Origin of the sequence: Paenibacillus tyrphae, assembly GCF_027925525.1 — a bacterium.
Classification (GTDB): Bacteria; Bacillota; Bacilli; order Paenibacillales; family NBRC-103111; genus Paenibacillus_G; species Paenibacillus_G tyrfis_B.
The window spans coordinates 1-25,091 of the sequence record NZ_BSDJ01000007.1; the positions used below are offsets into that span (position 1 = coordinate 1).

30 protein-coding genes and 1 riboswitch are annotated in these 25,091 nt (G+C 54.5%); of the genes, 3 read left to right on the forward strand and 27 right to left on the reverse strand.

What is annotated here, in order from left to right; genetic code table 11:
* Window positions 1-342 precede the first annotated feature (342 nt).
* The 3 genes from QMG93_RS10035 to QMG93_RS10045 form a co-directional block, all read right to left on the reverse strand.
* Window positions 343-1,116: a thiazole synthase gene (locus QMG93_RS10035; RefSeq protein ID WP_281935949.1), complete on the reverse strand. Its 774-nt coding sequence runs from the start codon at window positions 1,114-1,116 to the stop codon at window positions 343-345.
* 30 nt (window positions 1,117-1,146) lie between these two features.
* On the reverse strand, window positions 1,147-1,347 hold the full coding sequence (gene thiS / locus QMG93_RS10040) for a sulfur carrier protein ThiS (protein WP_281935951.1): 201 nt from the start codon (window positions 1,345-1,347) through the stop codon (window positions 1,147-1,149).
* A 93-nt stretch (window positions 1,348-1,440) separates the two neighbouring features.
* Window positions 1,441-1,578: riboswitch (TPP riboswitch) on the reverse strand.
* Window positions 1,579-1,607: 29 nt separating this feature from the next.
* Window positions 1,608-2,483 (reverse strand): nucleotidyltransferase-like protein, encoded by an 876-nt coding sequence (locus QMG93_RS10045; RefSeq protein WP_281935953.1) that lies wholly within the window; start codon window positions 2,481-2,483, stop codon window positions 1,608-1,610.
* 124 nt (window positions 2,484-2,607) lie between these two features.
* Between QMG93_RS10045 and QMG93_RS10050 the strand changes: the two genes are divergently transcribed.
* Entirely contained in the window at window positions 2,608-2,991 is a 384-nt protein-coding gene (locus tag QMG93_RS10050) for a DUF2614 family zinc ribbon-containing protein (RefSeq protein ID WP_281935955.1), read from the forward strand.
* A 69-nt stretch (window positions 2,992-3,060) separates the two neighbouring features.
* Here the strand turns inward: QMG93_RS10050 and QMG93_RS10055 are convergent, their stop codons facing one another.
* From QMG93_RS10055 to QMG93_RS10085, 7 genes are all read right to left on the reverse strand, one after another.
* The gene (locus tag QMG93_RS10055) at window positions 3,061-4,812 is read right to left on the reverse strand and encodes a glycosyl hydrolase family 18 protein (RefSeq protein ID WP_281935957.1); all 1,752 of its coding nucleotides are present in this window, start codon (window positions 4,810-4,812) and stop codon (window positions 3,061-3,063) included.
* Window positions 4,813-4,928: 116 nt separating this feature from the next.
* Entirely contained in the window at window positions 4,929-5,360 is a 432-nt protein-coding gene (perR, locus tag QMG93_RS10060; protein ID WP_036684799.1) for a peroxide-responsive transcriptional repressor PerR, read from the reverse strand.
* Between the two features lie 66 nt (window positions 5,361-5,426).
* The gene (locus tag QMG93_RS10065) at window positions 5,427-6,674 is read right to left on the reverse strand and encodes a DUF4097 family beta strand repeat-containing protein (protein ID WP_281935962.1); all 1,248 of its coding nucleotides are present in this window, start codon (window positions 6,672-6,674) and stop codon (window positions 5,427-5,429) included.
* A gap of 13 nt (window positions 6,675-6,687) precedes the next feature.
* Window positions 6,688-7,323 (reverse strand): hypothetical protein, encoded by a 636-nt coding sequence (locus tag QMG93_RS10070; protein WP_281935963.1) that lies wholly within the window; start codon window positions 7,321-7,323, stop codon window positions 6,688-6,690.
* Window positions 7,324-7,338: 15 nt separating this feature from the next.
* Window positions 7,339-7,830 carry a hypothetical protein gene (locus tag QMG93_RS10075; protein WP_281935965.1) on the reverse strand — a complete coding sequence of 164 codons (492 nt, stop codon included), beginning with the start codon at window positions 7,828-7,830 and terminating at the stop codon, window positions 7,339-7,341.
* Complete coding sequence (locus QMG93_RS10080; RefSeq protein WP_281936366.1) at window positions 7,781-8,374, reverse strand: RNA polymerase sigma factor; 594 nt, start codon at window positions 8,372-8,374, stop codon at window positions 7,781-7,783. The genes QMG93_RS10075 and QMG93_RS10080 overlap by 50 nt, the downstream gene beginning before the upstream one ends.
* A gap of 96 nt (window positions 8,375-8,470) precedes the next feature.
* The gene (locus QMG93_RS10085; protein WP_281935967.1) at window positions 8,471-9,163 is read right to left on the reverse strand and encodes an MgtC/SapB family protein; all 693 of its coding nucleotides are present in this window, start codon (window positions 9,161-9,163) and stop codon (window positions 8,471-8,473) included.
* Between the two features lie 182 nt (window positions 9,164-9,345).
* Between QMG93_RS10085 and QMG93_RS10090 the strand changes: the two genes are divergently transcribed.
* Window positions 9,346-11,028, forward strand: a complete 1,683-nt coding sequence (locus tag QMG93_RS10090) for a hypothetical protein (RefSeq protein ID WP_281935969.1) — start codon at window positions 9,346-9,348, stop codon at window positions 11,026-11,028.
* Here QMG93_RS10090 and QMG93_RS10095 read toward each other — a convergent pair.
* The 5 genes from QMG93_RS10095 to QMG93_RS10115 all read right to left on the reverse strand — a co-directional run bounded on the left by QMG93_RS10095 (window position 11,013) and on the right by QMG93_RS10115 (window position 15,416).
* The gene (locus tag QMG93_RS10095; protein ID WP_281935971.1) at window positions 11,013-11,465 is read right to left on the reverse strand and encodes a GNAT family N-acetyltransferase; all 453 of its coding nucleotides are present in this window, start codon (window positions 11,463-11,465) and stop codon (window positions 11,013-11,015) included. The two genes, QMG93_RS10090 and QMG93_RS10095, sit on opposite strands and share 16 nt — an antisense overlap.
* Window positions 11,466-11,607: 142 nt before the next feature.
* Window positions 11,608-13,056 (reverse strand): Asp-tRNA(Asn)/Glu-tRNA(Gln) amidotransferase subunit GatB, encoded by a 1,449-nt coding sequence (gene gatB, locus QMG93_RS10100; protein WP_281935973.1) that lies wholly within the window; start codon window positions 13,054-13,056, stop codon window positions 11,608-11,610.
* Window positions 13,057-13,075: 19 nt separating this feature from the next.
* A complete protein-coding gene (gatA, locus tag QMG93_RS10105; RefSeq protein WP_281935975.1) occupies window positions 13,076-14,533 on the reverse strand; it encodes an Asp-tRNA(Asn)/Glu-tRNA(Gln) amidotransferase subunit GatA in 1,458 nt (485 codons plus the stop codon).
* Window positions 14,534-14,575: 42 nt separating this feature from the next.
* Window positions 14,576-14,863, reverse strand: coding sequence for an Asp-tRNA(Asn)/Glu-tRNA(Gln) amidotransferase subunit GatC (gene gatC, locus QMG93_RS10110; protein ID WP_036684822.1), 288 nt, complete (start codon window positions 14,861-14,863; stop codon window positions 14,576-14,578).
* Between the two features lie 175 nt (window positions 14,864-15,038).
* Window positions 15,039-15,416: a hypothetical protein gene (locus QMG93_RS10115; RefSeq protein WP_010502168.1), complete on the reverse strand. Its 378-nt coding sequence runs from the start codon at window positions 15,414-15,416 to the stop codon at window positions 15,039-15,041.
* A 417-nt stretch (window positions 15,417-15,833) separates the two neighbouring features.
* Here QMG93_RS10115 and QMG93_RS10120 point away from each other — a divergent pair, with 417 nt between their 5' ends.
* Window positions 15,834-16,349, forward strand: coding sequence for a YfiT family bacillithiol transferase (locus QMG93_RS10120; protein ID WP_281935980.1), 516 nt, complete (start codon window positions 15,834-15,836; stop codon window positions 16,347-16,349).
* Here the strand turns inward: QMG93_RS10120 and QMG93_RS10125 are convergent.
* From QMG93_RS10125 to QMG93_RS10180, 12 genes are all read right to left on the reverse strand, one after another.
* On the reverse strand, window positions 16,336-17,517 hold the full coding sequence (locus QMG93_RS10125; RefSeq protein WP_281935982.1) for a M24 family metallopeptidase: 1,182 nt from the start codon (window positions 17,515-17,517) through the stop codon (window positions 16,336-16,338). The two genes, QMG93_RS10120 and QMG93_RS10125, sit on opposite strands and share 14 nt — an antisense overlap.
* A 103-nt stretch (window positions 17,518-17,620) precedes the next feature.
* Window positions 17,621-18,202 carry a hypothetical protein gene (locus QMG93_RS10130; RefSeq protein ID WP_281935984.1) on the reverse strand — a complete coding sequence of 194 codons (582 nt, stop codon included), beginning with the start codon at window positions 18,200-18,202 and terminating at the stop codon, window positions 17,621-17,623.
* A 37-nt stretch (window positions 18,203-18,239) separates the two neighbouring features.
* Window positions 18,240-18,707: a hypothetical protein gene (locus QMG93_RS10135; RefSeq protein ID WP_281935986.1), complete on the reverse strand. Its 468-nt coding sequence runs from the start codon at window positions 18,705-18,707 to the stop codon at window positions 18,240-18,242.
* A 13-nt stretch (window positions 18,708-18,720) separates the two neighbouring features.
* On the reverse strand, window positions 18,721-18,882 hold the full coding sequence (locus tag QMG93_RS10140; protein ID WP_010502157.1) for a hypothetical protein: 162 nt from the start codon (window positions 18,880-18,882) through the stop codon (window positions 18,721-18,723).
* Window positions 18,883-18,885: 3 nt separating this feature from the next.
* Window positions 18,886-19,062, reverse strand: coding sequence for a hypothetical protein (locus QMG93_RS10145; protein WP_010502154.1), 177 nt, complete (start codon window positions 19,060-19,062; stop codon window positions 18,886-18,888).
* Window positions 19,063-19,090: 28 nt separating this feature from the next.
* Window positions 19,091-19,267, reverse strand: a complete 177-nt coding sequence (locus QMG93_RS10150) for a hypothetical protein (protein ID WP_164824350.1) — start codon at window positions 19,265-19,267, stop codon at window positions 19,091-19,093.
* A 30-nt stretch (window positions 19,268-19,297) separates the two neighbouring features.
* Window positions 19,298-19,438: a hypothetical protein gene (locus QMG93_RS10155; RefSeq protein WP_010502152.1), complete on the reverse strand. Its 141-nt coding sequence runs from the start codon at window positions 19,436-19,438 to the stop codon at window positions 19,298-19,300.
* Window positions 19,439-19,460: 22 nt separating this feature from the next.
* Window positions 19,461-20,387, reverse strand: a complete 927-nt coding sequence (locus QMG93_RS10160) for a hypothetical protein (protein WP_281935992.1) — start codon at window positions 20,385-20,387, stop codon at window positions 19,461-19,463.
* Between the two features lie 76 nt (window positions 20,388-20,463).
* Window positions 20,464-21,450 carry a type II secretion system F family protein gene (locus QMG93_RS10165; protein WP_281935994.1) on the reverse strand — a complete coding sequence of 329 codons (987 nt, stop codon included), beginning with the start codon at window positions 21,448-21,450 and terminating at the stop codon, window positions 20,464-20,466.
* A complete protein-coding gene (locus tag QMG93_RS10170; protein ID WP_281935996.1) occupies window positions 21,447-22,859 on the reverse strand; it encodes an ATPase, T2SS/T4P/T4SS family in 1,413 nt (470 codons plus the stop codon). The genes QMG93_RS10165 and QMG93_RS10170 overlap by 4 nt, the downstream gene beginning before the upstream one ends.
* Window positions 22,860-22,906: 47 nt before the next feature.
* Window positions 22,907-24,154, reverse strand: a complete 1,248-nt coding sequence (locus tag QMG93_RS10175; RefSeq protein WP_281935998.1) for an AAA family ATPase — start codon at window positions 24,152-24,154, stop codon at window positions 22,907-22,909.
* Window positions 24,151-25,065, reverse strand: coding sequence for a hypothetical protein (locus QMG93_RS10180; RefSeq protein WP_281936000.1), 915 nt, complete (start codon window positions 25,063-25,065; stop codon window positions 24,151-24,153). The genes QMG93_RS10175 and QMG93_RS10180 overlap by 4 nt, the downstream gene beginning before the upstream one ends.
* Window positions 25,066-25,091 lie beyond the last annotated feature (26 nt).

Genomic DNA, 25,091 nt, shown 5'->3' on the forward strand with positions numbered 1-25,091 from the left:
TTTACTACTGACGAGAATTTTCATTCTCTTTATGACACTCACTCGATGTTCAGTTTTCAAAGGGCAATTCCTCCAACAAAAGCCATACTGTCAAGCATTTCAAGCTTTGTCGGTTGCTGTCACCTCGTTTAGCGGCGACTTTTATAATATATCACATTCGCCTATCTTAATGCAAGCATTTTTTTAAAACCATTTTTTTGAAGCGGCTTGATTAAGTTTTTTAAAGGCGGCCGTTTTTAGCGGCGAGAATTAATTTAACACATCTTAAGTTTGAAAGTCAACCCTTAAAATAAATAAAAATATCCGGCCACTCGAAAGCAGCCGGAAGATCACTGTACTCTACTACTCTATCATACCTTCGACGGGGCTGCTGGCAGACGCATAGCGCTTCTTGGGGATACGACCCGCCAAGAAGCCTTTGCGTCCTGCGATCACGGCCAGCTTGAACGCTTCGGCCATCAGAACAGGGTCCTGTGCACCGGCAACAGCCGTATTCAACAGCACGCCATCCGCGCCAAGCTCCATAGCTAAAGCTGCATCCGTAGGACCACCAATGCCTGCATCGACGATAATTGGAACTTTCGCTTCCTCGATAATAAAACGCAAATTATTCGGATTAACGATCCCTTGACCGGAACCGATCGGCGATGCTCCAGGCATAACAGCCGCGGCCCCCGCTTCCTGCAGCTTGCGGGCCAATATCGGATCATCCGAAGTATAAGGCAATACGATAAAGCCTTCTTCTACTAAAATTTTGGTCGCCTCCAGCGTTCCTACCGGATCGGGAAGCAGCGTTTTCGGATCTCCGATCACTTCTACTTTGATCATATCGCAAAGCCCGGAAGCTTTGGCCAGCCGCGCAATGCGTACAGCTTCCTCAACGGTATAGGCACCGGCCGTATTAGGAAGCAGCGTGAACTTTTTCAAATCTATTGTTTCCAAAAAGTTAGGCGCGTCCGGATTGTCGATCGGCAGACGGCGGATGGCAAAAGTCAACACTTCCGCTTCTGAAGCTTGAACGGCCTGATTTTGAATCTTCAAATCTGAAAACTTCCCTGTCCCGAGCAGCAGTCGGGATTGAAATTCGTAAGGTCCGATTTTTAACGTGTCGCTCATGCTGGTAGCTCCTTCAACGATAGTTTTTATTCAGCCTCCACCGACAAAATGAACGATTTCGATCTGATCTCCATCGTTCAGGCGGGCTTCCTCATACCGGGTACGGTCAATAATTTCCCGGTTTAATTCAACAACCAAAATTTTATTGTCCAGTTTAAACGCCGAGAGCAGTTCGGCTACGGTAGCCGCGTTGTCCACTTCTCTCTGCTCTCCGTTCACGGTCAAGCGCATCCTTATCACCTCCAGCCGTTTTGCCGATAAAAGCAAAAAAGCCGACCCGAGGCGGGCCGGCCGAATGTTGTCTGCATACTTCATATGCAGCTTGCTGGCATTCGTCCACTTCCCTACGCTGGTATAATCCAGTGATGCCTGCTCTACGCAGACTTCATAACAGGTTCCAAGGGTCAAAGAACATGCTTCTTTTTCTCAGCCCCGCAAGTCGGAGCTCCCCTAGTGGCTATTTGATTGTCCAATCCATTATAACACAACGGTCAGCTTTTGACATCCTTATACCGCATCTCCAGCACGGATAGTTCCGGGTCATGGGTAAAGACGATTTCTTTTGCCAATGATTTTTTGACCAGCTTATTCAAGAGCAGCGGGAGATCCGCTTTAATGTCCGCCAGCTCAGGCTGCTGCTGGAGTTCCTGAAGGCTCCACGCTTCCTCGCGGCTGGCGAGGAGTTCGATCAGCGGTCTGCAGCAGCGCTCCATCTTGGACATAACGGAAAATTCGCTGGCCAGCAGCACCAGTTGAACGCGCTGTTTTAACGTCTCTTTACTTAATGTCAGCTCCTCGTACAGCTTGTACACGCCGGGATTGATCGTCTTCACCTGCCGCCAAATCGTTACCTCCGGATGATTGCCAGACTCGATAATGACGATTCGCGCCCAATGGTGCAGGGCCTCCAATATATTGTTGTATGCATCGAGCAAATGCTCGTCTAAGATGTATTCTTTACTTTGCGAATAGCAGCGCAAAAATTTGGAGAACTCGATCAGCAGCTTGTGTTCTCTCAGCGGTAGCGGGAACTCAAGCACTTTATGCCGCAGGGTCTCCAAATACATATCCCGATCCAAAAGTATCTCCCCTTTTAAGATCCAATAAATAACATTGCGATACTCGCCGCGCAAAATCAGTTCATCCAGAGTATCCGGGCTTATCCATCTTTCTTGTATACGGCGGTTGTCTTTTATATAATGAACTTGTTGATGAGCACGTTCGTTATTACTGGTGACAACCAGAAGCACAATGTCGAATCCGTCTGTGACAGCCGAGAACAAAGAAGGATTGTCGACGGCCGCTACGCTGATAACGGACTCGTCTTGACGGAGCCTTTCTACCCAATATGCTTTTAAGGAATCCATCGCGAAAGCCTCCTGACGATAGCCACATGCGTTCTTCATGAATAGTTATTTCTACATGAAGCCGCCGTTTCCTGCATTCTTTTGTGACGACACTCACAATTCTTACGAGAAAGAAGTGAAAGACATGAAATTCAAGTCAAGTAAAGTAAACGAATTCCGGCTATGGGGGCTCCTGCTGACCATGGGCGGAATGCTTCTGATGATCCTAGGACTTGCCGGGATCGTCTTCGAATGGGGAGCCGCCGGCCGGATGATTGCCGCCGTATGTATGGTCATCGGAGCCATTGCCATGCTGGTGAGCATGGGAATTTATTTTGCCGCGGGCATGATGTCGACCAGCGCGACGGTGATCGAATGCCCGGAATGCGGAAAGCCGACCAAGATGTTAGGGAAAACGGACCGCTGCATGTTCTGCAAAACGATTCTGACACTCGATCCGAAATATGCTCCATCTGCCGATTCGGGAGCAAGCCCGACGCATCAAGCCGGGGAAACTACTTCTCCATAAACGGAATAAAATAAACCGGCTCCGCCATTATCGTTCGATGAGGCGAGCCGGTTTATTTTGTATTGATTGTTATTTTTTCGGTGCTTCTAATGACGTGCTGATCCAGTTCCATGCCTCGGGATTCTCGAAGCCTCTCCGCCACGATGCGACGCCCGCCAAATCGTACTTTTTCACGAGCTCGATGCGCGCTTTTACCGACGTCTCGTCTTCGATCCAAATTTTGTTGAGCTTGCCGTCTTCCGTGTACTCGATGTAATTTTGTCCCGTTTCCGGGGAAAATACAGGAGTAAGCTTTTTCTCCTTAATGATGCGCTGGGGCATATCCATAAACACGGCTTTTGAGCTCACATTGGTTTTGCCGTTCTTTTTCGTTTCGGTCCATACCCGCGTATAGAAAGGAATGCTGAGAATCAGCTTGGAGGGCGGAATCTGCTCTTCTTTCAGCAGGTCGGAAATCGACTTCTCCACCCATGGCAGCGAAGCGACGGAACCCGCCTTCGGACTGCTCGCCCAATGCTCGTCATAAGCCATCAGCATCATATAGTCGAGCGACTGGATCAGCGTTTTCCGGTCGTAAAACATGGACCACGCTTCGCTGCTCGATTTGGCGGTGACATCCATGGAAACGACGAGGCCTTGCTCATGCATGAGCGGCGCCATTTCCCGGACGAATTGAACCAGGTTTTGCTTGTCTTTCAAATTGACGTTCTCGAAATCGATGTTGATTCCTTGCAGTGAATACATCTGTGCAAAAGCAAGCAGTTGCTTGATCATCTTCATTCGTTTGTCATAAGTGGAGAGCGCTTGGGTCGTCCGCTTCTGCTCGAAGCCGTTGCTGAAAAGTCCCCAGACTTGGTATCCTCTGTCGTGAGCCCATTTGACATAGGCAGGATCGGCCAAGTTTTTGAGATTGCCCTCGCCGTCCTCCAAATGAAACCACGTCGGACTGACCACATCCAGCCCCGGCATGTCGGGAATTTTGCCGGTGTCCGGATTTTTCGTTACGACCTGCTCCCAAGTCATATTGATTTTGCCGCTGATGGGCTTTTTGGCCACGAACGGAGGCTCCGGTTCTTTCTTCGGAATCACTTCGTCCTTGTCGGGAACCAACTGATCCTTGCGAACATGTCCCATATAGCCGTTCGTCTGCTGCACCCGGTACCATTCGCCTTCCTCGCCCCATACGATCAAGCTCTCTCCCTGTTTCAGATCGGCATAAATCGGAGCTTTGATCGTCGGATCCCGCCGCATGGCAATCGTTTTGTCGGGCTTATCGGGAATAGTGATCGTCTTATACCAGTGAATCGTCTCGCCTTCCTTAAACAGCAAAACGGCTCCCGTATCCGGCGATTCCCGCAGATCGATCTTGTATAAATCTTTCAGCGGATCGATCGGCAGATACAATACCCCGTTCGTCTTTTCGAGCGGAAATTTGAGCGTAAACGGCTTTTCATTGACCATCCCGGTCAACTGGCTGGTGCGAAGCCGGATCACTTTGTTTTGCGTCGTAATGATTGTCGACTCGCTCGCTTTCTCGTAAACAAGCGTGGGATCGATCCGTTCCTTCACAATCTCGAACGGAAGCTTCAAGCTTTCCTTCTGCCCTACGGCGGGTTGGTCCAGCATTCCGCCTTCGTAGAAAATCGGTTTGAGGTTGCCTTTAAAGTCGGGCTGTTCATGCTGCCAATTCGGGACATACTTGATCCATAAGTAAGCACCTAAAATAAGACCGCATAGGAGGGCAAAAAACAACAGGACAAAGGTCGTCTTCTTTCTTTTTTTGCGGCGCGACCCGCCTCCCGCTTCGAACGTCGGTTCCATGGTTTCACTCCCGTCACATGATGAGGCAAAGCTGATGAATAAAGAAAAAAAGGACGCGTCGACCCGCAGCCGCGGGAATCCAGACACGTCCATTATACCTTAATTCTACCAATCTATCATGTCGTCTGCTTGGCACAGTCCGAACAGATGCCGTAAACTTCCACCCGGTGGCTTTTCACCTGGAATCCGGTCATTTCGCCGGCTGCCTGCTCCAGGTCATCCAGCGGCTTGTAAGCGAAGTCGACCAGCTTACCGCATTCCTCGCAAAGCGCATGATAGTGATCGGACAAATCCGCGTCAAAGCGGCTGGAATGGTCGCCATAGGTCATCTCCCGTACCAATCCGCTCTCGATAAATACCTTAAGGTTATTGTATACCGTTGCCACGCTCATGCTAGGAAAAAGCGGCGACAACGCTTTATAAATTTCATCCGCTGTCGGATGAGACATTGTATTGATCAAATAAGATAAAATGGCATGCCGTTGCGGAGTCATCCGAATGCCCATCGTTTTGAGTTTGTTAAGTGCCTGCTCCAATGAATGGTTCATCGTGTTCACCGCCTAATCCGGGAAAAGAGTGTATCACTTTATTTTACCCGGATGTTCAACAAATTGTCAATTGGACCCCTGTATGGTAAGCCTGTCGTTGGTATGCAGCTTAATTGTGTATTTGCCGCTTCCGACCGTGCCTTTGACGCTATCTTCTTCAATGGACAAAGGCAGATCGGTTTTGATATTTCCCTCTCCTCCTTCGCCGTCGATCCGGTAGTCGCCTTTTTGCGGAAGCTTGACCTCCACCTTGCCGTTGGTCGTTCGCACGTCCCAGTCGCCGTCGACAACCGTGCTGCTCACTTCGACGGACCCATTGGTCGATTTTAATTTTACGCCTTTAAACGTCCCCTCAGCGACGACGCTGCCGTTGCTCGTTTCCGCCTGCAGTTCCCCTGTCACATTGGTGATGTCCAGCTTCCCATTGGTCGATTTCAGCGTCGCATTCCCTTGATGGTCCTTCACCTGCATTTGTCCGTTGGTGCTTTTGATCGTCATCGGCCCTACCGTGCGTTCCGATTGAACTTTACCGTTGATAGTCTCCAAATTCAACTCGCCCTGCAGATTCTCAAGACGGATTCCCCCATTCGTCGTATGCCCATAGAGACGCTGCTTAATCGGCAGTCCGGAGGCGTCGATATTGCCATTGCGCATCTGCAGCTCCACATTGACTTTATGCTCCGCGGGCAGCGTAACGACCAGATCCATCCGCGGCTTGCGGTTTCCGAACAGAGCGCCGACACCTTCGTATTCTTTAGCGACAGCCTGGATATTGAGCGTATTGCCGCTTACGCTGTGTTCCAGTTTGGATTCGTTCGCGAGCGCTTGCGCATCGTCTTCACTGACACCTTTAACGTACACCTTGACATCGACTTGAAGCTGGTCGACCGACCCGGACTTAAGAACAACGTTGCCATTTTCATTGCCCAGCTTCACGTTGTCGACGGGAGCAGGTAGCTCGATGGCGGTAATGCCTTTATCGAATTCCTTTCCCTCGGCCATCATATCGATCGTCCCGTTAACGGTCCAGCCGCTGAATTTTTTCAGAAGCTCGCCGCTCTGGGTGCTGACAATGACGATGGCGGCGATAAGCACCGCGAAAATAATCCCGCCGATGTCGAGCTTCAATTGACGATCGCTGTTTCCAAATTTGATATTGAACAAAATATATTCAATTCCGAGCAAAACAAACAACAGCGGCCACCAATCCGCCAGCAGCGCAGTCAGGTGAGTGCCTGTCGTCTTGTCGGCTATTACGGCGCCGCCGACACATACGAGCAAAATTGCCGCCGTGTAACGGCCTGCCTTATGCATGCGAATTCTCTCCTTATTTTTTCCTGGATTCTTTATAGAACATGAAAACCCCGATGGCAATCAAAATAACGGCGCCAAACGACGAACCGACAAAGTCAAATACGCGTTCGAGCCACTGCGGTTTGCCTCCGGCCAGAAACAACAGCGCGCCCGCTGCGATAAGCGCGTAGCCGAATATGTTCCCCTGGCGCAGTTTGCGCAGAGGCTTCTCGGATGTAAACGGAGAATCCCCTTCCGTCCGGGGTTCATCAAAATAAGCCGGATGTCCGTACCCGTTAACCCGATCCGTCTGCTGCAGCGCATCGAAGATATTGTAGAAGTAAGTGACGGGCATAAGCAGCGAAAACAAAACGATCAGCGGAATGTTTTCCGATCCTCCCGTTGCGAAATATACAATGGCGACAATATTCATTATAAACAGCAGCATGATCCCCAAGCCGCGCTGCATCAAACCCAAATATAATTGTCCGGTGCCCGGAATAAAAAACGACAATAACCCGGCTAGCCATTTGCTCTTATGAGGCTTCGGTCTGAAAAAAGGATCGAACGGCGGTTTTTGGGACTGCCCCCACCGCTCCATTCGCTCCCGCAAAAACTCGTCTTCCCGATCCTCACGATGATAGTGCGGGCCTTTCGGTTGGTCCTGCATTCGTAGATTCCCTCCTTATGACAACAATTGGCGCGATACCGATTCGACGACATGGAACAATTCAATGGCGCCGGTACGAACATCGGCCTCCCATTGATTCGGATTCAGAGACGTCAGCTTTCCGAATACGCCGGAAACGATAAACAGGAACGTAGCGGCCATGGCAACCATGCCATGAAGCAGTTCGGTACGCCAATAAGGCTTCCATTTGCGCCGGGGCGAGGAAGCTTGCGCCTCGAACGCCGGGTGATCCGGCAACGGCCGGTCCGACGACGCATACTCTTTTCCCGAACGCAAAGCGGACATGACGCGGTCCGTCAATTCCGCAGGCGCCTGTTCGACCGCAAGCTGATCCAACATCAGCTCGACGTCCAAAAAGTCGGACAGTCTCCCGCGGCATGGAGCGCAAACCTTCATGTGACGTGCAATCCGATGGTATTCCAATTCAGAGCAGCTTTTATTCAGAAAGCGAAGCAGCTCTTGATCGTTTGGATGCATGATGGTCATGCCCCCGCACCTCCAGCCATTTTTCTTTAAGCAGCGATTTTCCGCGATACAGTCTCGTTTCAATCGTTTTCATCGGCAGCCCGGTCACATCCGAAATTTCTTGATACGACAACTGTTTGTAGTGATACAAATACAGAATGAGCCGGTATTTGTCCGGCAGGTCGGCAAGCAGCCGCTGCATCGTTTCCTGCTCTTCCTTTTGCAGCGCACGGGCTTCGGGTTCTTCCCGGCGGTCTCCGAACCAGCCCTTAATTTTGTCCAGAATCGCTTCGTACGGCTTGCGCCGCTGCGAACGCCTGTAGTCGGTGACCAGATTGACGGTCATCCGATAAAGCCAGGTTTTAAACTTGGCGTCGCCGCGAAAGTTGGCCAGGGAACGGTACAGCTTGATAAATACTTCCTGAGTCAAATCTTCGGCTGTTTCGCGATGTAAGGTCATGCGATAAATCAGCGTATAGATATAGTCCTGATAACGTGCCATCAATACCCGGTACGCTTCTTCATCACCTTGACGGATTAGGTCGACCAGTTGTTCATCCGTCATGCTCTCCACATTGCTCACCGCCTTGATCTGCGCTCTTAAAACCTTAGACGCCGCTTCTCCCCCAAACCCCTTCAAAACCATTCAAAAAAATTTATTTTAATCGCAGGAAACGGAACGGACGCCCTCCAGCCGCATCAGATCTTCGACCGTTTGGCTGACATTGTCGCCTTTGGCAAGCCTCAGCGTAAGGCTGATGTGAATCAAGTCCTCTTCTTCCGAAGGAATCTCTTCGACGGAAAGCTTCTGGATTAAGCTTCCTTTGTTGGCGAGCAAAGCGGAAACTTTGCCGATCAAACTCGGCGTATCCAGCGCTTTGAGCTGAATGTGGCGCAGCTTTTTGGCGCGGAGGTATTTTTTCTCCACTAAGTTAAGCACAAACAAACTGATCAAGGCAAACACGCAGCTCAATGCGGCCGCATAATAAAAGCCTGCTCCCGTCGCAAGGCCGATAGCGGCTACCACCCATAGGGAAGCGGCCGTCGTGAGGCCGGTGATCGACTTGCCTGTATATAGAATGGTCCCCGCGCCGAGAAATCCGATGCCGCTGATGACTTGGGCCGCCAGACGGGCCGGATCCAACCGCACGTTGTCCAGCTTGGAAAATTCGGAAAATCCGTACATGGATAAGAGCATAATTAGCGTGGAACCGAGGCACACGAGCATGTGCGTGCGCAGTCCGGCGGCATGGCTGCTCTGCTCCCTCTCGATCCCGATCAAGCCGCCGAACAGCAGCGACAATACCAGTCTGAGCGTAATATGAAGCGTATCAATCGTCCATGGATCGTGCATCAAACAAACCGCCTCCTTGCCAACAAGATATTGATGACTATTGTAACACGTCATCCTCTTTTGAAGGAGGCCCGGTAAAAATATTCCGCAGAAAAGTCATTGACTTCAGGACAGTTGCAGGTAGACTAAAGAAGTGAAACGTTTAAATTAGCATGGGACGAGTACTGGAGGAATGGTGCTTAATGAAAAGGGAAACGAACGAACGGAGACATCTCGTTCTCAAGCTTGCGGCCGAGCAGGCTCTTGCCCTGCCACTGCTGGAGAGCGGCTATTGGTTCCATAAAGATTTGCGCGACAACTTTTATTTTGCTTCCCATCTGTTTGCCTATGTAGCGGAAGGTGCTCCCGGCTGGAGCGAGGAGACCCGGAAAGCGGCGGCCGGTCTGTCGGTCCGGATGCTTCGCCAAGTGCTGACGCTGCAGGATCAAAATCAAGACAGCCCGATGTACGGGCATTGGCCGCTAAATCTGGGAGCCGATCCGGCCGCGGCGAAGCCGCATGTACTGCCGGTGGAGCTGATGGGATGCCTGCTCATCCTGTTCCACGAAAGGATGCGGCACGCGCTGCCTCCTGAACTGGACAGCGAGCTTCAAACGGCTCTGCTGCACATTTACAAAAGCTCCGTATACCGCCATCCGCTGGCGTCGATGCACCATCACGAGGCGAAGCATACCGCATTAAAGCTGCTGCTCGGGCACGTATTCGCCGACGAGGCGCTGCTTCGGGAAGGGACGGCATGCGCTCGCCGCCTGCTGAACCATGTACGTACGTTCGGATTCAAGGAGTACGGCTGCCTCCCTTGGCACTGGCATTGGATCCAAGCTTTCACCTGCGTACGGGAAATCGTCCGGGATGAACAAGCGCATAAGGTCGCGGAGGAGCTGCTCGACTATTTGTGGAGACTTCGCGCGGAATCGTATTTGCGCGGCGCTTGGGTCGGGCCGCAGTCCCGGATCTGGCCGCACGATGCGCCGAAGGATACGAATACGCCGCATGACTATATCCAGTTCGGCGATTTCCCGGCGCCGACGGCGTTTCCGCGTCTGGAGGGAGCGGCGCTCTTCAGCTATGAAGTATCGGAGGCTGTGCGGGAGGCGGCTATGAACCGCCAAGCGCCTTGCGAGCTCAAGCGCAAGATCCGGTTTGCCGGAGCCGACGAGACGGTCGAGTCCGAAGCTCATACGTATGCCTATTTGAGGAACGACTATGCCCTCGGGGGCATTTGGGAGCGGCGCGACGAATTCGACAACGAACAGCTGCGCTGGGATGTCTCGCTGCCCCTGGATACGGAAACGGCCGCGATTGGCGTAAATCAGCTGTACTTCTTCCACCCCGGGGCCTATTACACGCCGGGCGACGACCGCCACGCCAGCTCTTACGGACAGGTGCTGCTGGACAAAGATACGGTCATCGCCGCCTGGGACGTGCCGCCGGACGCCGAGGCCGCCGATACGTTGGTCGGATGCCTGCCAAAAGGCGAATGGCACATCGAAGAACGAAGCGCCTATGGAAAGCTCGGGCAGGTCTTCGTCGCGGTCCATCTGATGCAGCCGTTGAGCGTGAAGGAACAAAACGACCGCCTGTCCGCAGCATCGCTGCTCTCTAACGGGCGAAACGCAATCGTGGTTGAAGCGATAGGAGCGGCGGAAGCGGAAGCGTCCAGCGTATTGACGCTGGACGACTGGCGTGCGTTTGCAGGCTCTCCGGACAAGCAGCCTGTCTTCGAAGACGGAGATGGAGCTTTGTCGGCTGCTTATACGACTCGCCGCGGCCACCGCTTGCAGCTGACCGTTCGCGGGGAAAACGTTGTACAGCGTACGATCGACGGCGCGGCGATTGCCTTTGACGACTATACGATTTTTTGAAATTGCGTGAGCGTAATGCCGGGCGCGAGCAAATGGACCTGTACCGGCTCGTACCCGTGCTTTTCGTAAAGCCGTACGGCCGGCGTATTGTTCGTGCCCGTAGCGACTTTGATCAACGTTCCCGGCGGGACATGCTGCTCAATATGCTCCAGCAGCATGCTGGCAATCCCGTGACGGAACCAGTCGGGGTGTACCATCATCCGGCAAACGGTCATTTCCTTGGGCGATTGCTTGCAGGCTGCCGCGCCGACAAGCCGCTCATCCGAATAGAAGCCGAAAAACGCTTCTCCCGATTCCTGGAGCGTAAGCGGCGAATCGAGCAGCGGCGGAATCTCTTCGAAGCCGACAAGCTCCGCTTCAATACGGTATGCGACCTGCTGAAGCGACAACAGCTCCAGCACGGCGTTCTGATCGTTTAAATCAATCGGTCTGATCATGAGGATGCAGCCTCCTTCGAGCCTCATTTGACAGCGGAGGCATTTAGATTGCCCTATATTTTACCAAACGAAACGTTGTCTCACAACAAAAGAGGCTGTCCCTTGGGACAGCCTCTGCCGCTTTTTCCAGCTATGGAAAGTCTTAACGGTTCAGGACCTCGATAATCAATTTGTTCACCAATCCGGGGTTGGCTTTCCCCTTCGTCTCTTTCATTACTTGACCGACCAGGAAGCCGACGGCTTTCTCTTTGCCCGCTTTGAAGTCTGCCACCGATTGCGGATTGCCCGCAACGATCTGCTCAACGACAGCCAAAATCGCACCTTCGTCGCTGATCTGCACAAGCCCCTGCTCCTCAACGATCGTCTGCGGGGCTTTGCCCGTTTCCAGCATCGTTTTAAAGACGGTTTTTGCAATTTTGCTGCTGATCGTCCCTTTCTCCATGAGTCCGATCATTTCGCCTAGACCTTTGCCGGTCACTTTGACATCCTGCAGCTCCAGGTTATTCGCGTTCAAGTAGCCGAGCAGATCGCCCATAATCCAGTTGGACACGGCTTTGGCGTCCTTGGTGAAGTTGAGGCTTTCCTCGAAAAAGTCGGCCAGCTTGATCGACGACGTGATGACCTCTGCGTCATAGCTCGGCAGGCCATATTCGCTGACGTAGCGCTTCTTGCGGGCGTCCGGCAGCTCGGGAATCGATTCGCGAACGCGCGCTTTCCAAGCGTCGTCGATGTGCAGCGCTACGAGATCCGGGTCCGGAAAATAACGATAATCGTGCGCTTGTTCCTTGCTCCGCATCGTCAGCGTCTTGCCCTGCGCTTCGTCCCAACGGCGCGTTTCCTGTACGACTTTGCCGCCGCTGTCCAGCACGTCTGCCTGACGCCATTCTTCGTATTCCAGTCCGCGCTGTACGCCACGGAACGAGTTCATGTTCTTCAGCTCGGCCTTGGTGCCGAATTCCTGTTGTCCGTAAGGACGCAAGCTGATGTTCGCATCGCAGCGCAGCGAGCCTTCTTCCATTTTCACATCGGAAACGTCGCAATATTGCATGATCGCTTTCAGCTTCTCCAGATACGCCCGCGCTTCCTCAGGGGAGCGGAGGTCCGGCTCGGATACGATCTCGATCAGCGGCGTGCCGACGCGGTTGAAGTCGACGAGCGAGGCATGGCCTCCTTCCACGTGGGTCAGCTTGCCCGCATCTTCCTCCAAATGCACGCGCGTAATGCCGATGCGCTTCGTTTCGCCGTTGACCTCGATTTCGATCCAGCCATGCTCGCCGACCGGCTTGTCATACTGCGAAATTTGGTACGCCTTCGGGGAATCGGGGTAAAAATAGTTTTTGCGGTCGAATTTGCTCTCCGTTGCAATCTGGCAGTTGAGCGCCATCGACGCTTTCATCGCGTACTCCACCGCTTGCTTGTTCAGCACGGGAAGCACGCCGGGATGTCCGAGACAGATCGGACACGTATGGGTGTTCGGCGGAGCTCCGAAGGCGGTGGAGCAGCCGCAGAAAATTTTGGAGTTCGTGTGCAGTTCAACGTGCACCTCGAGCCCGATGACCGTCTCGTATTTCTTGTCGGTTGCTGCTGTCACTAAAGGTGGCTCCTTTCTATTACAGCTGCGGACGCTGCTTGTGGAAGTCGGTTTGCTGCTCGTAAGCGTGAGCGACGCGCAAAATCGTCGATTCGTCCAGCGCCTTGCCGATAATCTGCAATCCGATCGGAAGACCGTCGGTAAATCCGCAAGGAACGTTGATGGCCGGAATGCCGGCAAGGCTGACGGGAATCGTCAAAATATCGTTCAAATACATGGTCAGGGGGTCGTCCGACTGCGCGCCGATCTTAAAGGCCGGCGTCGGAGCCGTCGGTCCGATAACCACATCGTATTTTTCGAACACCTGCTCGAAGTCGCGCTTGATCAACGTACGGACCTTTTGCGCCTTCAAGTAATAGGCGTCGTAATAACCGGAGCTCAGCGCGTACGTTCCGAGCATAATGCGGCGCTTCACTTCGTCGCCGAATCCCTGACTGCGGGATTGGACATACATATCAAGCAAATTTTTCGGATTGTCCGCGCGCACGCCGTAACGTACGCCGTCGAAGCGCGCCAGGTTGGAGGACGCTTCGGAGGAAGCGAGCAAATAATAAGTCGCAACCGCGTATTCCGTATGCGGCAGCGATACTTCTTCGACGATCGCACCCTGACCTTCCAGCACCTTCAAAGCGGTCAGGACGGCATCCTTCACTTTCGGGTCGATGCCTTCGCCCAAATATTCCTTCGGGACAGCAATCCGCAGCCCTTGAACGTCGCCCGTCAAGGCGCTAACGTAATCCGGGATTTCCGTGTTAAGCGACGTGGAATCGAGCGGATCGTGCCCAGCAATCGCCTGGAGCAAATAAGCGCTGTCTTCGACGTTTTTGGTGAGCGGACCGATCTGGTCGAGCGAGGACGCGAACGCGACCAAGCCGAAGCGGGAAACAAGCCCGTAAGTCGGCTTAAGGCCGACAATGCCGCAGTATGCCGCAGGTTGGCGAATCGAACCGCCGGTGTCGGAGCCGAGCGAGAAATACACTTCGCCGGCCGCTACCGCCGCTGCGGAGCCGCCGCTGGAGCCACCCGGAACGTATTCAAGGTTCCACGGATTGTGCGTCGGATGGAAGCTGGAGTTTTCGTTGGAGCCGCCCATCGCGAACTCGTCCATATTCAGCTTGCCGATGCTGACCGCATCTGCTTCTTTAATCTTCCGAACCGCTGTTCCGTCATAAATCGGGTTGTAGTTGCGTAAAAATTGGCTCGCGCACGTCGTCGTGACACCTTCGGTCACCATGTTATCCTTGATGCCGATCGGCAGCCCGAACAGCAGCCCGCGCGGTTCGCTGCCGCCTGCCTTGGCGTCCAACTCCTTCGCCTTCGCCCGGGCGTTCTCCTCGTCCAACGTGAGAAACGCCTTCACTTTGCCGTCGACAGCGGCAATGCGTTTATACGACTCGTCCACCAAATCGGAGACGGTGATTTCCTTCGCATGAAGCTTGTTATGCAGTTCCTGCAAGCGCAAATTAAACAAAGACAAGCACAAGTCCTCCCTTCAGGTTCGCCTCGGTAGATTCCACTCTTATTCCAATACGGCAGGCACTTTGATCTGCCCGTCTTCTTCATCCGGGGCGTTAAGCAGCACTTTCTCAATCGGCAGCGACGGTCTGACCTCGTCTTCGCGCATGACATTGACAAGCGGCATCGCGTGGCTGGTCGGTTCGACATCGTCCGTATTCAATTGCTCCAGCTGCCCGGCATATTTCAATATGGCGTTCAACTGCTCGGTAAACTGTTCTTTCTCGCGGTCACTCAGCTCCAGTCGGGCGAGAGCGGCCACATGTTCGACATCCTTCACGGTTATGCTCATTCCTGCACCTCACTCTACTGACAATCATTCTTATTATTATAGCGGAGTTAGGGGGTGAACTCAATTGGGAACGGCGTGATTTTGCCCAAAAGAAAAAGAACCGGCAGCGACCCTTTCGAGGTCGCGACCCGATTCTTTCGCGTCAACTCTATCACGTTTCTATTAAATGAACGCTTCAAATCCAAGCCCTCAGATTGACTTGCTTGATGAAGTCTTCCTTGGACTGCACCTCTTTGTTCGTTTCCGCTACGACTTCTTCCGTATCGCCATTCATTACACGGCGAAACAGCTCTTCGTTCTTCGTCGCAAGCGCAAAATCGATCAGCGCTTCTCGTTCCAGCCGATCCACTTCCTGCTGAATGAGCACTTCCTCAAGCTCGACATCGGCGCCCGGTACGAAGTAATGCTTGTTCACTTTCGGAATCCGAACCACGTAATCGAACACATTGTCCGCATTACGGTCGTACGCGATAATATATCCATATTCGCCGATCGGCAAATTTTGTTCGAAGCTGTCGCCAATAATTACGATCTTCTGTCCCAGACGCAGCATGGACGTTCCCCCTCTTGGTCAACCGGCCCTTGCCTTGGATTCATGCTCTGTTTGCTGTCTTGATTAAAGTTAGATGCATAAATGTAAGGAATTTGTGTATGACGCAATGAATCTCTCTTGCAACGGTCGCAGAGCGTTTATGATGAATTCTATTAATTTTATCATCTTTTCGAGGGTTAGGCAATGCGATAAGCCCCGTCCGTGCGAACGAAAATATCCCGCTTGTCAGTGGCAGAAGGACTACGATGCTGTTCCGGTCAATCTATCAAAGAGACATAGATTACTAGGCTAGATTTGGAAGGGATTGGCCTTCAATTTTATCTTTTTTGTGCTAAAGTAATTAAAAGAAAATAGCGTTCCTACTATGGCGTGCGTTTGAAAAAAAAGAGCAAATAAGCGGAAAGGTGTGGGGTATTCATGACAGACCATTTGAGGTTTCCGATCGGACAGTACGAAGCTCCGGCAAAGCCGGATGCGGAGACGATTGCGTCTTGGATCGATGATATTGCCCGGCTGCCGCAGCAGGTGAGAACGGCTGTTCAAGCAGCCAGTGAGACACAGCTTGATACACCGTACCGGCTAGGAGGATGGACCGTGAGGCAGGTTGTTCATCATATGGCGGACAGCCATATGAACAGCTTCATTCGCTTTAAGCTGGCATTGACGGAGGAAGTGCCCGTGATCAAGCCGTATCGGGAGGAACGCTGGGCGGAGCTTCCGGATACCCGGCAAGCCCCGGTTGCGTTATCGCTTGCGCTGCTGGACGCCTTGCACGAACGATGGGTATTGCTGCTGCGCGGACTCTCGGATGAGGAGCTTGCAAGAGAATTTCGTCATCCGGACAACGGCATCATCCGGCTGGATCAAAATATTGGGCTGTACGCTTGGCACGGCCGGCACCATTTGGCGCACATACGCCTTATAACCGGATGAGCCCTTCGCGTGATACGGTCAGCTTCTCGAAGCCGGTGTCCGTCACCGCGTAGCTGTTCTCGATCCCGACAACCCCTCGCCCGGGGAAGGTGAACTTCGGTTCGATCGCAATAACCATCCCCGGCTCCAGCGGATACCGGAAGCCCTTGGCGAGCACAGGCAGCTCGTCGACCTCCAGACCGATACCGTGTCCTAGAAATTTGACCTGATCGTCGCCGAAGCCCATATAATGGTCGCCGAGCCCGGCTTCCTGGGCCATGACAAGCGAGTGTAGGTAGAGCTGCTCGCACAACGTACCGGGCTTCAGCATCGATTCGATGCTGCGGATGATCGCTTCGGATACGTCATATGCCTGCCGCAGGTCGTCCGGCAAATCGCCGATCACGGCTGTCCGGGTCTGATCGATCACATATCCGTCGATGCAGCATCCGATATCGATCAAGATCGGCTCGTTCCGCTCGATCGGCCGCCGGCTTACGCTCTGCGGGACTGCCGGACCGAGTCCTTGACCGCCCCCAGGGCCGTCAAAATAGGTCGGCTTGGCAACCGCTTCGCCTGCGCCGATCACCCCCGTAAGTACTTCTTGGTTATATCCGCGCAAACGCATTACTCCGATATGTCCGTGCAGCCGGATATAGTGCTCGACGGCGCTCATCAGCTCCAATTCGGTCATGCCCGGCTGAAGCCTCGCCAGCGCATTCTCAAGAGCGCCGTCGATGATTTGTGCAGCTTCACGGATACAAGAGATCTCGTTCGGCGATTTAATCATACGCGTCTCCCGGATCAGCATAGAACCGTCCTTCCACACAACATGCGGAAGCACGCTTTGCAGCCGCTGCCATTGCTGCACGGGCAGCACGTCGAATTCAGCGGCAAGCATCACAGCTGAGCCGGAGGCAAGCTGCGGAAACGTCTGGGCCAGTTGGGCGCCAAAGGCGCGGAATGAGCCAAGCGGCTCTACTGCGACTGCGGATTCCTCCTGTGCACGCGCGACGCTGCGGCGAACGTAAAAGCGCGGCTCGCCTTCCGCAGGAACGATCAGATAACCGGTCTGCATAGAACCGGTCAAATAATACAAGTCCACATTTTGCGTAATCATCATGCCGTCAAGCTGATGGCCCTGCAGCTTCTCCTGCAAGCGTCCGATGCGTTGTGCGTATTCGTGCATGTTCAGTACCTCCTATGGCAGATATCCTGTATCTCTACATTACCTGCCGCAACTGGAAAATGCAAAGAGGGCCTTGAACGAAAAAGGCCTCAGTCCATGAAAGTTAACGGAATCGGACGCTGGCGACGCTGCTGAGCACAGCCGGCTCACTGCGGGAAAGACCGAGCAAAGGCTGGTTCAGTTCGACGATGGCGACGACGGACGGCCCATAAATCGTCACCTGAATGCTGCGCGTCGTTTGCTTGGCAGTGCCGGTGTGAACGGTAACCGTTCGTTGAAGCACATAAGGATACGCGGGGCTGGTGACAAATTCCAAATGATGCACAACGGGAGCCTCGCGAAGATGGCTGCCCTCTTCCGGCGTCAGATCGCTGTCCAGCTTCAGGTTCAGCCGAAGGTACCGGTAAAAATCATCCGTCCCCTTCGTGCTGTCCCACACGAGCCGGCCGAGCGCCGCCTCCTCCGGCACGATATCCAACGAGGCCGCATGCGTGGCACGGTCAAGCAGCGGTTTGGTTTTGTTCATGCCGTACGTCTGCATCATCCAATTGAACGCAATGACCCAAATAAAGGCGGCTGTAATCATGCCGAGCAAGCCAAACAGCAGCAAATGCGCGCTCCCCTTTTCATCCTTCAGCAACCCGTACACTCCCGCTCTCAACCGACACTGCCATGCCCGCCGCACACATATCTCCCTCCTTTTCCAGCAAAATTGCTGCGAGTTATTCGTAAGCCTCGCTTTTTCCGTAAAGCACCAAATAATAAAACCCTTCTTGGGCCGATGCGTTCCCTCCGCCCCCGATGGCGTTCAGCATGCGGCTCAAATTCGGTGCCGGATACTTGAGGACGAGCTTCACCGTCGGGTCAGCGGCATCGCGAAGCACTTTGCTCCGAGTGCTCCCCATATAGGACGGATAAGCCATACCGTTCACCGTCACGTCCCCCATTCCGAGCGTGGCTAATCTGGCATTCATATTGGACTCCACCGTCGGACTTAAATAGCCGACCGCTTCCATTTCCTTGAGCGCATGATTAGCAATCGTATTCAGATGATCCGCCTTCATCGTATACACGAAGAACGGGACGATCGCAAGCGAAAGAAATAGCAGCACAGGCATTAAGAAGAGCGTTACGAGGACGTTGGCCATCCCCTGCTCGTCCTGCAGAAAAGCAGCGATTTTGCTTTTCATTACAACATCACCGTCAATTTGTGACATAATCGAAGCTGCGCACCTGATTCGTAACCGTCGTATGACCGTTGCGAACCTGCTGCTTCAGACCGGCGCCGCCGGCAGGTTGAAAAATATAAATCGAAATGCCGAAAATGAGTACGACCGCTAAACATAACGTAATTAGTTTGCTCATGGTTCAAGGCTGCTTCAAGGTAGCTTCGCCGCTTGTTTGATTGACCGTTGCCTGGGTCACGCTCTCGTAAAGTTTCGTTCCCTTGCCCCCTACCGCAGGACCAACCTTCGATCCGGCTACAAACATAGCCGCTCCGCCGAGCAATACCGTCAATAAGCAGGCAATAACCAGTTTTCCCACAGGCTCTCATCCTTTTCTGTCGTTTAGATTATGGTGCGGTCGTGCTGACGGAGCCGCTGTGTACATCCACCTGCGCTCCCGAGATGCTTGTGTTGAGCCTTCCTCCCTTATCCCCTACTGCCGGACCGACCTTCGTTCCTGCGACGAACATCGCCGCACCGCCCAGCAGAACGGTCAACAAGCAGGCAATGACTAACTTCCCCATGGCTCTCTCCCCTTTGCAATCGTTATCGTCTCATTGAAACGCATGGTTGATTTGCGTGTTCGTCTTCGTTCCCGCCGTTCCTGTCGCCGGAACGATCTGCGCGCCAAGCACATACAGCGTAGCGCCGCCCAGCAGCACCGCCATCAGCATGGCAATTACGATTTTGGACATGTACGTCCCGCCTTTCCCTGCGCTAACCTTCGAAGCTTGTCATCAGCTGCTCGGATATGGTGACGATCCATGGGTACAAAAACAGCAGAACGATAACGGCGAACGGAATCATGATATAAAAGCTGATCCAAATCGGCGCGTTCTCCAGTTTGCGTTGAATATCCGCTGTCAGTGTCGCTTCGATGCTGGCGGTCTGCTCCTTGAGCACCTTGGCCATTTCGTTCGTATCGGCTTGGCAGACCGCATCCAATGCGTTAACGAGCGGGAACACCTCCGAGATGCCGACCGCTTCCTTAAAGCGCCAAATGGCGGACCGCTGGTCTTTGCCCCACATGACCGTCAACTCCTGCAAATGCGGCTTCAACAGCTTGAGCGGCCGTCCGGCGCGAATCAGCATTTCCCGAATGTCCGCCTTCTCGCTGACACAGATCGACAGCCGCTGAGACAGCTTGGCGATTTCGAGCAGATACCCGGTCCGCTTCTGCGCCGCCGCCACATGGACGAATAATGGCGGGACCCACCAGCCCAAAGCGGTGCAAAGCAGCAGCTTGAGCCCCAATCCGAACCGTGGGCCGAGCCCCGAATTCGCAAGCAAATCGGGGCTTGCCGCCGCTTGAGCCATAAAGCCGACCAGCAGCATCAGGAGAGCGAGCCCCGCGCGAAGCAGACGAAAGCGCTGATAGCCCCAATCCGCAGGCAGACCGGCCAGTCGGGCTTTCTCGTCAAACGCGCGCGCCTTGGGACTCAGCGCTTCCTCCTGCCGGTCCTTGGCAAGCATCCGATGCTCCCGCCGCTTCAGAGATTCCAGCATCATCGCCAAACGGCTGGCCCTTCCGAAGCGGAGGCGTCCGAGAAGCGGGAACCACAGCAGCGCGCTGCCCGCTATGAACAACAGGGCAAACAGCGCTTGAAAAGCCAGCATCCAACCGTTTGAAACCATCCCTGCCATGAGCCATTCTCCTTTCCGGGATGCAGAATATTGCATCACCACAAAAGTTTTGCCAACCGTCTAATCCATCGCTCGCTTAAAACGCTTTTCGGCCCGACTTGATGACCATGATCATCGAAATAAACATGACGGCGCTGGAAACGATCAGCAGCGACTTGCCGACCGGGTCGACGAAATAGTGGCGGTAGTTCGCCCCGTCCGCGTAAATGTTGAAGCCGACAACGAAGAAGGCGAAGCCGATCATAAAGGTCGTCCCGAGCCGGTAAACGGTAATCATGGCAAGCCGGTTCTCTTCGTGCCGCTTGGCGGCCTGCATCTTACCGACCAAGTGATGCAGCGATTCGGTGACGTCGGTCCCGTAGTGCGAGCCGATCAGCAGCAAATCCGCGAGATCGTCGGCCCATTCGCTTTGAATTCGGCGCGCAAACTCGTACATCGCTTCATCGACCGATTTCATATGAAGCGCGAGCTCCAGGCGTCTCCATTCGCTTTGGACCTCGTCCGGCATTGTCTTTGACGCTTTGACGATCACTTCGGCCAGCGTCAGCCGGGGACGGTAATGGCCGATCAAGTTCTGTACCAGCATGATCATGCGATTCGCAATCCGGTGACGCTTGCGCTGAACGCGAAAACGGACATAAAAATAAGGAAACGAACCGAGCAAAAAAGCGATAGCGCCGCTGAGCGTCCATACGTGGAAGCTCTGCAGCCGGTCCGCGCCGACGGCAAAACGCTGCTGCATCATCTGCACGGCTGCATCCGAGCCGAAAAATCCGACAAACGCCAACAGCAGCATGATCGCGCCGATCACCTCAACCCCGATCTTGAGCTCGGCGACTTCCATTTCCTCGGCCAGATGCCGGATAGGCTTAAGCCCGGTGAGCGAGCCTCCCAAGGTTCGACGGCCGCGATCTCCCCCGAGCGACCTGTAGCGGAGGCGCCGGGCCGCCCCGGCCCCCGTCATCCGCAGCAACCACAACACCAGCAGCAGCGACCCGACGATCCAACAGCCGAAGAGCAGGCCCTTCAGACTGCCTTGAATGAGCTGTGCCGATACGCTCATGCTCCCCATACCCCCAATTCCCGAAACTCGTCGGGATTGGCTCCGTTTGCCACGAGATGGTCCATCAGCGAACGGCTGAAACGCTCACCGGTAAACCTCCACGTCTGCCGCTGAAAATCCCATTCGACAAGCGGACGAATATGTACCGTTTGCCATTCATCCACGGAAAGCTCCGTAATTTCCGTCGCTACCCGAACCGGCTTGCCGCCGATGCGCACCAGCCGCAAAAACACAATAAGGTTAAACGCCCGGGCTACGCGCCGAACGGTATCGGTCTGGTCATGCTGCCGCCCATCCTGCTTGATCATATCCACGACGTCGCTGATAAACGAATCGCGGTACTTCGTATGCATCGTGCCCATCATGTCGTGGCCGCGCAGCGCGCCCTGCACCATCTGGGACACCTCAGAGCCTTTCGCTTCACCGACGATTACCCAATGCGGGCTCATCACAAGCAGCGGCTTGAATGATTCCTCCATGCTCAACCCGATCTCATCCACTTCCCGGACGGCCAAAATGTTCCGGTTCCCCCGCAGCCGCTCGCGGAGCGCGACCTCGAATTCTTTCTCCAGCGTCCGAATCCGTTCGTTCTCCGGAATTTCCTGCGCTAGCGCGAACAAAAACGTCGTCTTGCCGGTCGCCGTGCCTCCGCCGATCAAAAAGCTGGCATGGTAGCGGACCAGCAGGCGCAGGAGACGAGCCATCGACTCGTTCAATGTATGTAAATCGGCAAGCAGCTCAAGAGTCACGTCCTTGACGATGAAATTGCGGATATGAATGCTCGGGACATCGGAATAAGGCGGCCGGGTCATCACGAGCCGCGAACGGTTCCACAAATAGGACTGGATGAACGGCTGCCGTTCGTTGATCGGCTTTTTGCCGCACAGCGCCAAACGGTCTTGCAGCAGCAAAACGTCGGCAAGCGAAGCGAACCGGCGTGCGTGACGCGTCATCTCTCCGCCGCGAAGCAGAAAGATGTCGCAGCCGATGACCTGAACCTCTTCCACATCGGGCAGCCGGTACAAATCCTCGATCAACCCGGCACCGCACGTGTCGGCAAATACGCATTCCGTCGGGGTCAGCGGCGGCGTCAGCGTGTCCGGTTCGATATCGATGCGGTATTCAGTCAGCAGCGTATCGATAACCGCCTTCATCCGCACTTGCGCTAGCGGCTCGCCAAGCCCGGCTTGCAAAATATCTTCGTACAGCGCCTGATCCTTCTTGGAGCGCTCGGTTAAATGCTCGTACACCAACTTCACCGCATCAGAAAGCGGCATCTGCTGTACTCCTTTTTTATGCCCGGCCGCGTTCAGGCTCGACCATGAGACCGGCATACGCTCACGCGCCTGGTCCGCCTGCATCAAATCCTTCAAATATTGCCCGGCGTCGAATCGGATTCTCGGGCGCATCCGCCCGCCTCCTCGATGGGCTGTCGGTAATGACAAATCCGTCCCTCCTATCCGAACAAGGCGCTCAATCTGGAGATCCACCCCGGTTTATGCCGCCGGCCTGGGGCAAGCTCCGTTCCCTGTACGTCTCCTTCCGCCCGCTTCGTCAGCGAAGCCGCCAGCCCGTCGATCGCTTCCGTGAACGGCTCCGCCTTCGGCAGCAAGTAAAGGGGTACCCCTTCGTGCACGGCTTTCATGCCGAGACCGCCGGGCACATTCGGAATCGATGCGCCCAAAGACATGTGCAGCGCGTCCGCGATCCGTTCGGGCTTATCGTCCGCCGACGTGCGGTTGAGAATCAGCGAGATGTCGGACGGAGTAAGGCCGCAATATTTCCAATAGCAGTCAAACCATTCCCGCCAACTCGTGCGGTAGGAAGCATAATTGTTTTGGGCAACGAGCCAGCGGATGTCGGCTCCGCGAACGGTACACACCGTCGCGGCGTTATCCGGGTAGGCGTTCAGATCGACCAGCGTCACGTCGAATACGGATCTGGCCGTCTGCAGCAAATGCGCCATCATTTCCGGCGTCATATCGAGCGCGGTGTCACGGCGGGGCGAGCCGGTCAAAATATGCAGTCCGTTCATCTTCCGATATGTCATGCAGGAATCAAGCAAGTCTTCCGGCTGCAGCGTGTGCGTCTGCAGCTTCGGCCGCAGCTTGAACTGGCTGCGGTCCGTCTCCGTCAAATTTAACTGCGAGCGAATTTCCGGATTGCGCAGATTCGCGTCGATCAGCCCGACGCGCAGCCGGTTCGCCGAAGCCAGCGCAAGCGCCGTATTGACGGCGACCGTCGTCGCCCCATCCTTGCTGCTCGCAGACCAGACGGCAACCACGATACCGCTTCGCTTATCGCCCGTCGCTCTGCGGACGCTGCGCCCTTCGACGGAAGCGGCGAGCGCCTCGAACGTCTCCTGCTCCGTTCCGCCCAGTGGCAAAACGGCGAAACCGAGCGTCTCCGCCAGCCGCGTCAGCGCCTCCAGCATGAACGAATCGTATACGGCCTCGTCCGGGGCTACGACGACGCGGGCCTGAGGCTGCTTGCGCCGGATCTCCGGCATCCAATCCCAAGGATACGAATCGTAGAACAGGCCGGTATGGACGGCAACGACGTCGAACGGTTCTTCCAGCCGCGCGAACAACCGGTCGCGGTGCTGTACCGTTACGATGCCGTCCGAATCCGGGCCGGAACGGCTTAATTGCGACCCCAGCAGGTCAGCGGCGCCGGCCTGCGGGTGTGCGAACAATAGCTTCATGATGCCGGTTTCACCTCCGTTGCTTTGAGTCCTGGCGAAGCGCTGCCGTTCCCTTGCGCAGCGGCGGGCTCCTTTTCCTTACCGCTGACTTGGCTTCGATTCAGCTCGCCTTTCACTTGAACCTGGGGCTTGGTTTTACTGAACAAATCCGCTTCCTTAAGCTCCTGAAACAATCCCGTAACCGTTCCCGAGACGGCGGCCGGTGCAGACAGGTCGGGCAGCGCCAGCTTAATCTTTCCGCCGATGCTGCCGAGCACATAAGCTTCGTACACCTCGTCATTCATCATGTAAGTGTTCAGCTCAGGCTTCCCGTTCGGCTTGGAACGGGCATTCTGCAATTGGATCTGGTTCGGCTGAACGACCGTTTCGATCGTCGCTCCGTCTGTCACCTCCAGCCCTTCGGCCGTCTTGACGGCCGTGACCGGGAGCTGCTCGATAATTTTGACCGCGCCAACGCTCCATAGCGCGCCGGAACTGGTCGTGACGAACTTTGGTGTCTCAAATTCGACCCACACGTCGACGCGGTCGCCCCGCCGAACCATATTGTTGACATTGACGGCCGCATCCGTCTTAAAACTGAAATAACGCTCTCCCGTACGGGGGACCGTACTGCGGTCGGTCAATTTCCACGAAACCAACTCCTCGCTGTCCGCAATCGGCACAAGCACGGTCTTGCCGATCAGCGCTTCAAGGTCCGTTACGGCTTCGGAGCTGTGAGCCGCCAGCGGAATGACCGCTTTGCGGAGCATAGAAGCCTCGACGACTTCCCCGCTTTGCAGCATCCTTACCGGTTTGACCGTCGTCATGGTGCGGACTTGAATTTCGGTATGCTTCATGAACTGCCAATATCCGTATATCGATCCCGCCATCAGCACGCAGCCCAGCGTGATGACGATCCATGCTTTCTGCAAACCGCTACCTCCTCCTGTTTTTCTGG

Bases quoted from the DNA above. Each gene is read 5' to 3' on its own strand.
- QMG93_RS10175 (WP_281935998.1), bottom strand. From the start codon at position 24,154: ATGAAGCTATTGTTCGCACACCCGCAGGCCGGCGCCGCTGACCTGCTG.
- QMG93_RS10065 (WP_281935962.1), bottom strand. From the start codon at position 6,674: ATGCATAAGGCAGGCCGTTACACGGCGGCAATTTTGCTCGTATGTGTC.
- QMG93_RS10090 (WP_281935969.1), top strand. From the start codon at position 9,346: ATGAAAAGGGAAACGAACGAACGGAGACATCTCGTTCTCAAGCTTGCG.
- QMG93_RS10160 (WP_281935992.1), bottom strand. From the start codon at position 20,387: ATGGCAGGGATGGTTTCAAACGGTTGGATGCTGGCTTTTCAAGCGCTG.
- gatC (WP_036684822.1), bottom strand. From the start codon at position 14,863: ATGAGCATAACCGTGAAGGATGTCGAACATGTGGCCGCTCTCGCCCGA.
- QMG93_RS10140 (WP_010502157.1), bottom strand. From the start codon at position 18,882: ATGAGCAAACTAATTACGTTATGTTTAGCGGTCGTACTCATTTTCGGC.
- QMG93_RS10050 (WP_281935955.1), top strand. From the start codon at position 2,608: ATGAAATTCAAGTCAAGTAAAGTAAACGAATTCCGGCTATGGGGGCTC.
- QMG93_RS10170 (WP_281935996.1), bottom strand. From the start codon at position 22,859: ATGCGCCCGAGAATCCGATTCGACGCCGGGCAATATTTGAAGGATTTG.
- QMG93_RS10035 (WP_281935949.1), bottom strand. From the start codon at position 1,116: ATGAGCGACACGTTAAAAATCGGACCTTACGAATTTCAATCCCGACTG.
- QMG93_RS10070 (WP_281935963.1), bottom strand. From the start codon at position 7,323: ATGCAGGACCAACCGAAAGGCCCGCACTATCATCGTGAGGATCGGGAA.
- QMG93_RS10085 (WP_281935967.1), bottom strand. From the start codon at position 9,163: ATGCACGATCCATGGACGATTGATACGCTTCATATTACGCTCAGACTG.
- QMG93_RS10075 (WP_281935965.1), bottom strand. From the start codon at position 7,830: ATGACCATCATGCATCCAAACGATCAAGAGCTGCTTCGCTTTCTGAAT.
- QMG93_RS10055 (WP_281935957.1), bottom strand. From the start codon at position 4,812: ATGGAACCGACGTTCGAAGCGGGAGGCGGGTCGCGCCGCAAAAAAAGA.
- QMG93_RS10165 (WP_281935994.1), bottom strand. From the start codon at position 21,450: ATGAGCGTATCGGCACAGCTCATTCAAGGCAGTCTGAAGGGCCTGCTC.
- QMG93_RS10150 (WP_164824350.1), bottom strand. From the start codon at position 19,267: ATGGGGAAGTTAGTCATTGCCTGCTTGTTGACCGTTCTGCTGGGCGGT.
- QMG93_RS10045 (WP_281935953.1), bottom strand. From the start codon at position 2,483: ATGGATTCCTTAAAAGCATATTGGGTAGAAAGGCTCCGTCAAGACGAG.
- QMG93_RS10155 (WP_010502152.1), bottom strand. From the start codon at position 19,438: ATGTCCAAAATCGTAATTGCCATGCTGATGGCGGTGCTGCTGGGCGGC.
- perR (WP_036684799.1), bottom strand. From the start codon at position 5,360: ATGAACCATTCATTGGAGCAGGCACTTAACAAACTCAAAACGATGGGC.
- QMG93_RS10120 (WP_281935980.1), top strand. From the start codon at position 15,834: ATGACAGACCATTTGAGGTTTCCGATCGGACAGTACGAAGCTCCGGCA.
- QMG93_RS10125 (WP_281935982.1), bottom strand. From the start codon at position 17,517: ATGCACGAATACGCACAACGCATCGGACGCTTGCAGGAGAAGCTGCAG.
- QMG93_RS10135 (WP_281935986.1), bottom strand. From the start codon at position 18,707: ATGAAAAGCAAAATCGCTGCTTTTCTGCAGGACGAGCAGGGGATGGCC.
- QMG93_RS10080 (WP_281936366.1), bottom strand. From the start codon at position 8,374: ATGACGGATGAACAACTGGTCGACCTAATCCGTCAAGGTGATGAAGAA.
- thiS (WP_281935951.1), bottom strand. From the start codon at position 1,347: ATGCGCTTGACCGTGAACGGAGAGCAGAGAGAAGTGGACAACGCGGCT.
- QMG93_RS10115 (WP_010502168.1), bottom strand. From the start codon at position 15,416: ATGCTGCGTCTGGGACAGAAGATCGTAATTATTGGCGACAGCTTCGAA.
- QMG93_RS10095 (WP_281935971.1), bottom strand. From the start codon at position 11,465: ATGATCAGACCGATTGATTTAAACGATCAGAACGCCGTGCTGGAGCTG.